Raw genomic sequence first — 13,239 nt, forward strand, 5'->3', positions numbered from 1 at the left:
AAAACCTGTCTGGTCCGGATAACGTTTGGTTTGCGTGAGGGATGGCAGTGGAGCTCTTTTTTGAGGTGATTTTTTATCACCTCAAAAAAAGCGGGAACGTACAGCCCGACCCGAAGGGTCACGCCCAAATTATATGCTTTATTCTAAATTTTATTAATAAAACAACCAGTCTATTGCACCTTTTTCTCCTGCATCGATATACCCCACATCACGTGGCGTTACGGTTTGATTGGCGTCTATAAATCCTAAAATCAATACTCTTCCTTTGCCTAAATCCAGTTTATTTTCTCCGGGCTGAAAGGTATAGGTATGAATGTTTACACGTGGTAATTCTTTAAGATTCATAGCACTCGCTAAGATCACTTCGGCTTGACCGTGTGCATTTCCGGCAGCATCTGTCTCTAAACTTGGCGGAAACAAAAATCTCTTCTGGTCTGAATTGAAATAACCTACAACCAGTTTTACGGCTTTGGTATTTTTGAATTTCAGCTGTGTCCCGTTTTCATTCTGAGATGTTTCGTCGAATGTAATTCCTTTCAGGTTTTGCAATTCAGGTGCCACTTTAGTAAGCTCAGAAATTGGTGTTCCGTATACTTTTGTTCCGTTTTTTACTGCGTAAGTTCCTTTGCTTTCACTTAATAAAGTGACTTCGGCAGTTTGCCACGGTTTACCTTCTTTAGTTTCTATTTTGCCATCTTTTGATGATTTCAATAATCCTAAATTCCTTTTAAAATTAACCAATTCACGTTCGTAATGTGGTAATAATTCTTTCCATGTTTTGTTATTTCCGTCGTCTCCACCAATCGGAATACGGCGTTGTGCGGTTTGCATACTATTGGCATACCAATACGTATCTTTTGTAAGATCGACCAATAATTCATAATATTCGATACTTTTTTCTAAATGCGGAAGCGCTTTATCAAGATCTGAAATATCATTTGAATAACTGTATCTTAAAACCAATAACGCCGCTTTTACTTTTTCTGAAAAGAAATCAGCGAAAGCTTTATAAGCATGCATATCGTTTTTAAGGCGTAAAAACTCCTCTTTGTCTTTCGTTACTTTAGGTTCGGCTTTGTCTATCGCTTCAACAGCTAATCTGCCGTGTTCTGTGATTTCGGCAATGATTTGAGTTGGAAGTTCCCCTGAATGCGGTTCTTTATTCCATTCTTTTTTGGCATATTCTAAAAGCAATTCGCCGGCAGGTCCGCAAGATTCATGAAATCCCGGATACACACGCCATTTTGCCGGATTAACCAACTGGCTTTCGAACATTCCTAATAATAAAGTCTGACGGTTTCCTTCTGTAATTCCGAAACGTCTTAGTGTTTTTGGAGCAATTTCTCCCGTTTCTTCGTAGGCTTTTAGAATATTATTTGCCGCTTCTAAATCTGTTCCGTATTTAGCCGCTAAATCTTTATCCCAGAATTTAACCTCTTGATTTCTGTCTCTTTTGCTGTCCCACGCATATCTTGCCCAGGCTTTGTACCAAATCCAGTCGCGGTCCATTTCAAGAATTCGTTCGCCTGTTTTTGTTTTATCTGCTGAATAAGGCCAATCCCAATACGATGCCTGAGGATATAAATGTAATGCATTAGCACCGTGAACACTGTGCATTGCTTTTACCGTTTTCTGGATAAAATCAGGTGAACCGTATCTAAATGGCTCTAAATTGGCCAGAATATGTACATTCTCGATATGAATAGATTTTAGAGCACTTAACTGTTTATGGGTTTCTCCCCATGGTCCGCCAGGTGTATAAGTGGTCAATGATTCTCCGGTATATTTACTTTCTGTATATAAGTTTTTGTACAACGGAAGCGATTTTTCCATTACCAAAGGACCATCAGTATCATGCGAACGCAATATAATTGGCGGCTCGTCTGTTCTTCCCAAGGCTTTTAAGCCATCCTGAACTCCGGGAATAATAGTTTTAGTAAACCATTCAACATCATCATCGATAGTATTTATAGCTTCGCCAAGGCAAACCAATAAACCAACATTTGGGTATTTCTCTATAAAAGCCGCAATTGATTTTCTGGTATAATCTGAAAGTAAAGGCGTAATTGGTCGCGAACGATCCTGTGTTTTAATGTTATAATGCTCTGCAAAAGGCTTGGAAACAATGATATTATAAAACATCTGAATGACCCAGATCCCCCTTTTATTGGCTTCTTCTGTCAGGAATTTATAAATTTCTTCATTCTTTTTGAAATCTTCTTCGCTTACTTCAAGAGCAAACGGGTAATCTTTGAGTTTTACTAAAGAAGCAAAAGGATGCCCGTTCCATAAATACAGAGAGTTCATTCTGTTATCGACCATCATATCGAGATACTTGGTCCATAATTTTTTATCGTAAAACCAGGGAAAAGTTTCCGGTGTATACGGATATTCGTAAACGTCTCTGCCCGGAAGGTAGGTCGTTTTCTGCATACCAATACAAGCACCTCTTAAAACCATTTCAGGGCTGTCTTCGATATTTATTTCGGTTGGGATCTTACCTGAAGTTTTAATGCGATCTGCTAACTCCATTGCGCCATACAAAACTCCGGAAGCATCAGTTCCTTCAATATAAATGATATTTTTTTGGGTACGAATTTGAAAACCTTCTTTTTGGATCAGTTTACTATCATCGATTTTAGCATTCTTTGCATTTTGTTTCCAAAAATCAGTTCCTTTTTCTCCAAGAACGATTATAGTCTCTTTTGATTTTTTAGGCATTTTATCAGAAGAAATCATTTTGATTCCTTTTATTGATGCAATTTCAGAGAGTTTCTCTGCTCCAAACTGGGCTCTTGGGGATTTTGAATCACTAACTATAGTCACATTTTGCGCTGTCGCAAAAGAGACATAAAAACCTAAAAAAAGTAAACTTAAATATTTCATGGTATTGTAATTTTATTCTTGAAAATTTTATTTCAATTAAATCTGCAAAATCTGCCTGTATGTAAATAAATCTGCGCGAAATTTTTGCACGCAGATTTAAGCAGATCAAAAAAAAAAAAAAAAAACTATTCGTAAAAACGTATGCAATTAGTGTCTTATTTAATTCTGGAATATGCGTTTTAAATAAGCCACATTTGCACCATAATTGGCTTTTACATTGTGTACTTGTGTAACGTCTCTGGAACGCTCAACGATCAGCCAGCCGCTCCATTTCATTTCGTCAAGTGTTGTTTTTATTTTTGGCATATCAATCGCAGTGTCGTTTTCTAACCATACTTTGTCTGTGTTCGATGCATGAATTTGTGCCAGATGCTTTTTGCCTAAAATCTTTAATTCGCTTACAATGTCTCTTCCGTTGTCTACAGCATTTGCAAAATTGAAAGAGCTTTTAATGTATTTAGAATCAATTTCTTCGAGTAATTTTTTCTCTTCGGTAGCGTCTAATGAAGTTTCGATTGCAATAACACCTCCAATTTTACCGACTTGTTTTCCTGCCCATTTTAATCTTTCGATAATTACCGGACGCAATTCTGGATTTTTAACCAAATCACTTTCTGTACCTAGAGGAAGATAAGCGACTTTTACTTTCATGTCTTTCATTGCTTTTGCACAATCTTCGATCATTGGCACTATGGTTTCTCTCTTGGCAAAAGACTGCGCATAAAATCCGGACATGGCAATAGAACTGATTCCAACATTCAACTCTTTGGATTTATCGAGAAATTTTTGCCTTTCGATCGGATCGCCAAGTTTACTGTCAAAAGTTGGTCGGTTTCCCAGACCTCCCATATCCAGTTCGATTCCGTCAGCTTTTATTTCGGCTGCCAAAGCAAAAGAACCCAGTTTTTGTCTTTTTAAAATCATCCAGTCGCAAACCGCCACTTTATAACGCTGTTTGTTATTAGATGACTGAGCCGTCGCACAACTGTTGAATGCTGTTGATAAAGCAACAAGAAATGCGATAAATAATTGTTTTTTTAGAAATGATTTCATGCCTCTATTTTTTAAGGCCACAGATTAAAATTATTAAAATGATTTTTAAATTTAATTGAATCTGCTAAATCTGCTAGAGTTAATTTTTTCACGCAGATTTGGCAGATTTTTCAATCATTTAAATCTTTTAATCTGTGGCAATATCCTTTTAAAATTACTCTTCTTCTGCCTTTACAGCCGTTACCACTTTGTTTTCTTCACCAGGCCAGATTCCGTTTTTGATCGGAAGTGTTTTTAATTTGCTTGGATCAATTTTTACGTATTTTAGTTTTTCCCTTCTCCATGTATACACGATGTGTACCATCCCGTCAGAACTCTGGATCATCGACGGATAAGAATACTGACTGATTTTTGAGTCTTCCAGAACTAATGCTGCATTCCAGTGAATTCCGTCTTTAGAAACTGAAACATTCAAAGGTGTTCTTGGCCCTTTTGCTTCTGTTCCCGGAGGCAAAACGTGATTATAGACTAATAAATGTCTTCCGTCTTTAAGGGTTACGGCATCCGTTCCGGAGTTATTATTTGGCAGACCAATGAGTTCTATGTCTGACCATGTTTTTCCGTTATCTTTAGAAAATGTACTAAAAATAGCTCTGTTTCTTGTTCTTCCAATTGCCTGTATACTTCCGTCTTTATGAAAAAGAATACTGGGCTGAATGGCATTTATTTTTTGTTTTCCTCTTGATAAAGTATCGCCCATGACCCATGTTTTTCCAAAATCAGGCGTACTTTCCATGCGAAGTCTCCAGCCATCACCTTCGATACTTGAAGGGCATAATAGAGTTCCGTTACTTAATAAAACAGGTTTGTTTTTGATTGGTCCCAAGAAACCTTCTGGCATTTTTTCAGCTTCAGACCATGTTTTTCCGTTATCAGACGAAGTTCTGATTACACCCCACCACTCAGATGGTTTTGGACCAATTTTGTAGAAAAGTATTAAATCTCCACCCGGAACCTGATATAAAACCGGATTCCATGTTGGCAATCTCGGGCCTTCTTTCATCACACCGTCAGCGACTTTTACACCTTCGCTCCATTTATCACTTCCTTTAGGTTTGATGCTTACATAAATACAAACATCAGGATTTCTTTCGTGCGTTCCTCCAAACCAGGATGACACTAAATCTCCATTTGCAGCCTCAACAATTGTTACAGCGTGACAAGACGGATAAGGCGCTTTATCGTATATAAATTCATCTACTAAAATTCCTTCTTTCCACGTCCTGCTTTGTAATGTAGGTTTACAACTTCCTAAAAAAAGCAGTCCAAAAATGACACATGTTAGTTTTATAATCTTCATTCCTGATTTTATTTTGAATTAAATTTTTTGGTTTTTTATGCATTCCTAATAATTTTTCGCACAAAATTATTTATTAAGTGTAAAAATGACACTAAAAAATTAAAGATGTGTCCTGTACTGTCCCGAATTTTAAAAAATGTCTTGACTTTTTCAGTTTTGAAGACAGAAAATTTAAGCATCCATTAAAAATGATAAAATCTTTGTCAAAGCTTTACACTTTGACAAAGATCTAAAACAGCATTATGCCCGCTACAATTCAGATATTCCTATTTTACATTTACAACATAGGAACCTGAAGGCAATGTCAAAAGAATTTTATTATTTTCTTTGGTATAAGCCAAATTTGTTTTATCCAGCTTCTTATTATCTACTAATACACTTGAAACATTCATTGCAGGCAAATAAACTATGGCAGATGTATTTGCCGGAATGGTAATATTCCATTGCAAACTTTTTTTAGTTTTCTTCCAGTTGCTTTTTATCGTTCCGTGAATTGATTCATAAGAAGCATTCACAAACGTTAAGTCCGTTTCAAAATCCGGTTTCATAATAATTTGTTTGAACCCCGGAGTTTCGGGATTGCTTTTAATTCCGGCAATATTCTCATAATACCAAATCAATAAATCGCCTAATAACATGACATGGTTTTGCGAATTCATTTTAGGATCGGCAGTATTTCCGTTCCACAATTCCCAAATGGTTGTCGCGCCGTTTTTAGCCATATACCCCCAACTTGGGTACGTATCGTTTGATGCCAGTTTATAACTTAAATCCGGTCTTCCGTATTCAGATAACGTTCGCATTAAAAACTGGGTTCCAATGACTCCGGTACTAATATGACCTTTGTAGGTTACTTCGACTTCATGAATAATATTATCAAATACTTTTGACTCCAGGTTTTCAGCAACCATCCCAAAGGCCAACGGAAGCAGATTTGCCGTTACAGTATTATTTGCATAATTGTTTTTTGATGCATTGAAAAACTTCGCATTAAAGGCTGTTTTCACTCTTTCAGAAAGTGAATTATAATATTGAATGTCTTGCTGGTTTGTACCGTTAATTGCCGCAAATTTTTTCATCTTCTGCAATAAATGATAATAAAATGCACTTGCAATTAATTCTCCATTAGTTGTTCTGGCTGAGTCTTTGGAGTGAATTAATTCTAAAGATTCCGGTGGAACGCACCAATCTCCGTATTTGTCTTTGGTCATTAAATCCTTCACCAGATAATTCTGTTCCATATACACCACCCATTTTTTCATGGAGGAATAATGTTTTTCGATTACTTTTTGATCGCCAAACTGCTGGTACAACATATCGGCAACCGTGATATAAGTTCCCGGCCAGGTTACATTATCACCGTAATAGCGCCAGAAAGCCGGTGCGACATCGGGAATTCCGCCGTCAGCCGTTTGTGCATTTTTTATATCGTCGAGCCATTTGACATACAAGGTTTGATTATCGAATAAAAAACTTTCTCCATAAGCGCCCGTTGTTCTGTCGCCAAGCCATGGCTGACGCTCATTTCGCTGCGGGCAATCGATTGGCATTCCTTTATAATTTCCGCTAATTCCCCAATATGCATTTTTGAAAATCTGGTTCATGACAGCGTCAGATGATTCGAAAGTTCCCGTTGTTTTAATGTCGTCATACACTACTTTTCCAACAAAATTATCTAACGCTGGCTTTGTTGTATATCCTGAAACCTCGACAAATCTAAAACCGTGAAAAACAAAAGTAGGTTCCCAAATTTCTTCACCTTCGCCTTTTAAAGTATAAACATCAGTAGTTCTTGCATCACGCAAATTTTCTATGTACAAAGAACCGTCTGCCTGCAATGATTCGGCAAATTTCAGCTTAATTTTATCTCCGCTTTTTCCTTTTACTTTCAGTTGCAGCCAGCCTACCATGTTTTGCCCCATATCTAAGATATAAGTTCCTTTAGGCGTTTGTTTGATCGAAATAGGTTTTACCTCGCCCATAATTTTCATATTCGGTGTCATTTGCGCTTCATAAAAGCCACCCGGTTCCTGAACATATTCTGCCAACAGCCACTTTTTATCATCGAAATTGACCGTGCTCCAATTTTTCATTTCTTTACGGGCATCGTATTCTTCTCCGTCATATTCATTGTTGGATAAGATTGGGCCATTTGTGGTCACTTTCCAGGTATCATCTGTTCTAATAATCTCTTTGCTTCCGTCTGTATATTCGACAAATAACTGAAGCGCCATTTTAGGGTAACCAAAAGTTTTAATTTTATAAGGTTTAAAATCCTGACGCATCGTAAAAAAACGTCCGTTTCCTAAAATCGTCCCCAACATATTTTTACCTTCTTTTAGTTGAGAAGTCACATCAAAAACATTGTATTTTACATTTTTGGTATAATCAGTCGGAACGGGAGCTAAAACCTGATCGCCAATTTTATTTCCGTTAATGTACAACTCATACAAACCCATTCCCATGATATAGACCTTCGCATTTTTGACTTGTTTCTTTAAGTTGATCTCTTTTCTTAAATAACGAGCTGATAATCTCGAATACTGAGAAATACTATCTCCCGCAGCAGCTTTTTCATAACCAATCCAGCGTGTTGATTTCCAATCAGCATAATTCATGATTCCCATACTAAAATGAGCTTTTTCTACCGATTGAATTTCTCCTTTATTGGTCCAGACAATTACTTTCCAAAACGCATTTTGGCGGTTCTCCAGTCGTTTTCCGTTATAAACAATATGAACAGATTTGTCACTTTGTACTTTGCCACTATCCCATAAATCTGCTTTATTAGCATTCAGATTCTCTAAAGTAGAAGCTACAACAATTTGATAACCCGTTTGTTCTACATCATTTACACCAGCATTTATCTGCCAGCTCAATCGTGGTTGAACGACATCAATTCCTTCAGGATTGCTGAGCATTTCGCATTGTAAATTAATAACGCTGACTTTGTTTTGGGCTTTCGCCGAAATTGAAATCAGGGTTATAATGATGAATGTAAGAGGTAAAAAAAACTTTTTCATGGTATTATTTTTTATGCGCTTTAAACCCGACAGTTTTAAAAAAAATGCCGGGTCTTATGAGTGATTGAGAAATCAATTTTATCAGGACTTCTTTTTATTTTTACAGAGAATAAATATTGCCATATCTACCCCTTATTTTATCCATTAAACTTAAATCCTGAACTAGAATATTCCTCTCCTTAAGCATGTTATGGGCGTTCCAGCGAATTTTCCAATTGGTATCTTTTGTTTTCTCTCTCAGTTTTGAAATAACGGACTGTTTGATTCCTATACCGTCAAAATCCAGCCAATATTCTAACAAGGACAAAGAATTAAAACGAATTTCTAATATTTTATTATCGAGCTCTTTAACCAATATTTCTCTCACTTTCTCCGCATCTAAAGAATCCGTTTCATCCACTGTAATATTCTCCAAAAGCGGATACAGCTGTGCCATTTTATTTTGATTTATGGCAATTTCAAAAACCCTTGCAAACTCTTTAGTTAAAAAATCATTCCAAAAACTATAGTTTTCGCATTCAGACAAAGAATAATAAATAAGACTAATTTTATCTGTTTCTAAAAATAGTTTATCAGTGCAAAAACGTTTTAACTCCTCAATATTATCTCTGCATAGTTTTTCTATTTCTGCTTCTACTTTTTCTGATGCTTCAAAGTCAAGATTTGAATATTCTTCGTAGCTAATTATACTTTCTAATGCCATTTTAGTAATTTAAATTTTGCTACAATTTACATTAATTAGCAACCAATCGCTCCAATCTCTCAGAAAAAGCAATTTCCTTTCCGTTTTTAAAGATCCTGAAACCTTTTCCTTTTTTATATTTTTCTCCTGTTTTGTCCCAAAGAATTGTAATGATATTACCGTGGTATAAAACATTGTCCAGACAAAACCAGTCCCATTTGTCTTGCGGAATCAACGGATTCACTTCTATTTTTTCATCTGCTCTTGGTCTTAAACCTACCAATCCTGTAATCATTAAATCATTAAAGGTCGAGTGATTGTAATAACGGCTGCGTTCTCTGTCTCCCATTAACCAATATCCGGTTGTTTCATCAAGATATTCTCCCAAATAAGGTCTTCCGCGATAATATTGTGATTCTACGTACAGGTTCATTTGCTTGAAATAATCCGGCTTAGCGACAAAATTCTGATCATAGTTATTCAATACATTCGCCAAAGCAGTTAAAGTCTGAGAACTCGCAAAAGGCCAAATCGCACCGTCCCATTCACAAGTTCCGGTTCCGTGTGATCTAAAACGCGGACTTCTGCGTTCTGCAGTGGTTAATCCAAACGGTGCCGAAAATCCTTTTTCATCCTTAATCTGTTCCCACGCTTTTTCAAAACCTTTGTCTTTTTGTGGCAGGTTAAAATACCACGGAATAAATCCAATTGCTTCTCTAACCTGTGCTAAAGTATCTTTTTCTGTAAAGGTTTCAAAGAATTCACTTTTACTGTTCCACAGTTTTGTTTCTACTAACTTTTGCAGTGTATCTGCTTTCGCTTCAAAATAATGCTCTTGTTTAGGATCTCCTTTCAGCTTTGCAATATTCGCCAAAGCTTTAGCATTTCCAAACATATAACTGTTGATCGTTGGGCGTGCATTTCTAAATTTTCTGGCTCCGCTTAATGATTCTTCCATTCCGTCTTTTACATCAAACTGCCAGAACAAACCATCTTTACGTTTTCTGTCACCTTCCCAGGCTGCATATTCCGCAACCAGATCCGGATACATATCCAGCAAAAATTTATCATCTTTATTCACTAAATAACGATTGTACAATGCATCGGCTGTCCAACTGCTAAAAGTTCTGAGCTTTTTCATCGGTTTACCCTCATTTCCCCTAAACCATAAATGTACATCCTGTTCAATATATTCCGGATTGTGCAACCATCTGAATTCATTAATGTGATGCCCCAAAGCGCAACTGATCATATTGTATTGATCCGCATACGACCGATCTACCAAAAACTCTGTAATTGCATATCCCTGAGGTGTTTTCTTAATGTGTTTTCGCGCACTCCACCATCTGAAATAATAAATCTCCTCAAAATTCTGCTGCGGACATTCAAACAACGGAATATTTTTTTCCATCCAGCCCCACGCACTATCATTCGGAATTGCAAATTTTAAATTTTCCTCTTCCATCGTGTTGAAATAATCAACGTAATGTTTGAAGTTTTCTTTTTTCAAAATTATCGCCGTTCCTTTATTAGAATGACTTAATCCAGATTTGCAACTTATGTTTAAAGTTGAAATCAGGATCATGAAAGCTATTATTTTGTATTTAAAATGATGTAACATATTTTAATTTATTATTATAAAATTCATTCTTTGGGCGTGCCCCTCCGTAAAAACTCCGGAGCGTGCTGTCCGTTCCCGCTTTTTTTTGTTCGGCAAAAGCCTCTCAAAAAAAGAGCTCCACTTCCATCACTCACGCAAATCCACCGCATCAAGACCTGACAGGTTTTTAAAATCTGTCAGGTCTAACCGCATTTATATTAATTGCCATAAAAAGTAAAAGTCTGTCCCGCTTTCATCTGCACATCATACTCATTGTACTTTGGCAATTGTACTTTAGACAATTTTGCTTCTTTAGCAATAATTGGCTTTTTTACTTCAACATCATAAAACAAAGGATTTGTGTTTTCTCCTTTTGCTTTTTTAAGCGAAATTCCTTTATCTCCTTTTAGTATATTCTCTACTTTTAATCTACAGTTTCCTCCTAATTTTGAATAAATTTTTAAAGTTGAAACTTTATTGTTTTTCCAGCTCATATCAATTACAAAACCACCTCTTGCAACAAGACCTTTAATACTTCCATTTTTCCAAACACCTGGTAAAGCCGGAAGTAAATGAATCGCGTCTTCCTGACTTTGCATCAGCATTTCGGCTAATCCGGCTGTACAGCCAAAGTTACCATCAATCTGAAACGGCTGATGCGCATCGAGCATATTCGGATACGTTCCACCGCCTTTTCTTTGTTCTGCAGTAACCAAATGCAACTGATCCTGCAATAATTTATAAGCGTGATCTCCGTCTAATAATCTGGCCCATAAATTCACTTTCCATCCCATTGACCAGCCCGTAGATTCATCTCCTCTGTAATTCAATGAATTCTTTGCCGCTTCAAATAATTCCGGTGTTTTTATTGGAGAGATCTGATTACTTGGAAACAAACCATACAAATGCGAAACATGTCTGTGTTTGTCTTCCGGATTGTCCCAATCGTTCTGCCATTCCTGCAACTGACTGTGTTTTCCCACTTTCATTGGAGGCATTTTAGCCAAAGCTTCACTTAGTCTTTTTGTATAAGCATCATCAGGTGCCACTATTTTTGATGCTTTTATTACATTCGTAAAAAGATCAAAAATCAATTGATTGTCCATTGTTGTCCCCGATGCAATTGTCGCTTTTCCGGTTCCTCCTGCATGCGTATTTTCAGGTGAACTTGATGGCACCACAACCAAATAACCTGTATTGGGGTCGATGATCATGAAATCTAAAAAGAAATCTGCGGCACCTTTTATAACAGGATAAATTTCTTTTAAATAATTTTTATCTCCTGTATATAAATATCTTTCCCATAGATCCTGGCTTACCCACGCGCCGCCTGTTGGCCACATTCCCGATGCAGCAGAATCTACAGGTGCCGTTACGCGCCAAATATCAGTATTATGATGCAGTACCCAACCACTTGCGTTGTACATCATTTTTGCTGTTTCTGCTCCCGTTATACTTAATTCTTTTGCCATTTGAATAAACGGCTCGTGCATTTCTGAAAGATTCGTTATTTCTGCCGGCCAGTAATTCATTTCGGCATTTATGTTTGTCGTGTATTTACTGTCCCATGGCGGTGTAACCATATCATTCCAGATACCTTGCAAATTTGCAGGTTGTCCGCCCGGTTGTGAACTTGAAATTAAAAGATAACGACCAAACTGAAAATACAAACTCGCCAATTGCGGATCAAATTGTTTAGAGAAGTCCCGGATTCTTTCGTTCGTTGGTTGCTTTGCCACTTCATTTGTGCCTAAATCAAAAGAAACCCTGTTGAAAAATTTTTGATAATAGGCAACATGATCTTTTTTGATACTGGCAAAATCTTTGGTTTCGGCTTTAGCCAAATAGGCTTTGCTTTTGGCTACTTCATCTTCGGTTATATCCTGATAATTCTTAAAATTTGTGGCGATCGAAATAAAAAACGTTACTTCATCGGCTTTGTTAATGCTGATGATTCCGTTGCTTGCTGAAACTTCTCCACCTTTATTTTTAGCTATTAATCGTCCCTGAAACTTTACCTTTCCTTTTACACCTTCAAAATTGCTTCCGGTTCCCGAAAGTAAAATCTGACTACCCTCAGTTCCTGAAACGGTTTTATCAAGCGGGCTATTCATAAAAACATTAGCTGTAATTTGTCCCGGCTGACTTGCCGAAAGTTTTACCACAATTACCTGATCTGAAAATGAGGTTAAAATTTCCCTGGTAAATTCTACTCCGTTTACGGTATATTTTACTTTTGCCGTAGCATTTGCAATATCTAAATCCCTGTAATAATTTGAATATTTTTGATGTCCGGGAAACGAAATATAAACGCTTCCAAAAGTCTGATATGGCATTCCGTCATTGGTTTGCGACATAATATCCTGTGTGGCCAATTCCTGCGCTTCATCAAATTTTCCGTCAAAAATTAATTGTCGGACAACTGGCAAAGCTTTTAATGATTTCGAATGTGCATTGCTGTTTGGTGAACCTGCCCAAATGGTTTCTTCGTTCAATTGCAGACGTTCGACAGCCGGATCTCCAAAAACCATTGCTCCCAAACGGCCATTGCCCAAAGGCAAAGCTTCATTCCAGATTGCAGCGGGTTTATCGTACCAAAGTTTTAGATCACTTGTTGTCTGCGCTGTTGCAGTTACCGAAAAAATTCCGGCACAAATCACAGTTATTTTTTTTCTTAGGTTCATATTATTTTTTT

At 36.9% G+C, this 13,239-nt stretch carries 7 protein-coding genes; all 7 read right to left on the reverse strand.

Features of this window, described 5'->3' with window-relative positions:
- Nucleotides 1-153 precede the first annotated feature (153 nt).
- Nucleotides 154-2,886 (reverse strand): alpha-d-galacturonidase, encoded by a 2,733-nt coding sequence (locus B0A67_RS18080; RefSeq protein ID WP_072958106.1) that lies wholly within the window; start codon nt 2,884-2,886, stop codon nt 154-156.
- Nucleotides 2,887-3,045: 159 nt separating this feature from the next.
- Complete coding sequence (locus B0A67_RS18085; protein WP_072958103.1) at nt 3,046-3,939, reverse strand: sugar phosphate isomerase/epimerase family protein; 894 nt, start codon at nt 3,937-3,939, stop codon at nt 3,046-3,048.
- Nucleotides 3,940-4,093: 154 nt separating this feature from the next.
- Nucleotides 4,094-5,239 carry a sialidase family protein gene (locus B0A67_RS18090; RefSeq protein WP_072958099.1) on the reverse strand — a complete coding sequence of 382 codons (1,146 nt, stop codon included), beginning with the start codon at nt 5,237-5,239 and terminating at the stop codon, nt 4,094-4,096.
- A 266-nt stretch (nt 5,240-5,505) separates the two neighbouring features.
- Entirely contained in the window at nt 5,506-8,262 is a 2,757-nt protein-coding gene (locus B0A67_RS18095) for a glycoside hydrolase family 78 protein (protein WP_072958095.1), read from the reverse strand.
- Between the two features lie 100 nt (nt 8,263-8,362).
- Entirely contained in the window at nt 8,363-8,965 is a 603-nt protein-coding gene (locus B0A67_RS18100; RefSeq protein ID WP_072958091.1) for a hypothetical protein, read from the reverse strand.
- A gap of 31 nt (nt 8,966-8,996) precedes the next feature.
- A complete protein-coding gene (locus B0A67_RS18105; RefSeq protein WP_072958087.1) occupies nt 8,997-10,565 on the reverse strand; it encodes an MGH1-like glycoside hydrolase domain-containing protein in 1,569 nt (522 codons plus the stop codon).
- 197 nt (nt 10,566-10,762) lie between these two features.
- Entirely contained in the window at nt 10,763-13,228 is a 2,466-nt protein-coding gene (locus B0A67_RS18110) for a glycoside hydrolase family 95 protein (RefSeq protein ID WP_072958084.1), read from the reverse strand.
- Nucleotides 13,229-13,239: the final 11 nt, after the last annotated feature.

Source organism: Flavobacterium aquidurense (assembly GCF_002217195.1).
Classification (GTDB): Bacteria; Bacteroidota; Bacteroidia; order Flavobacteriales; family Flavobacteriaceae; genus Flavobacterium; species Flavobacterium frigidimaris.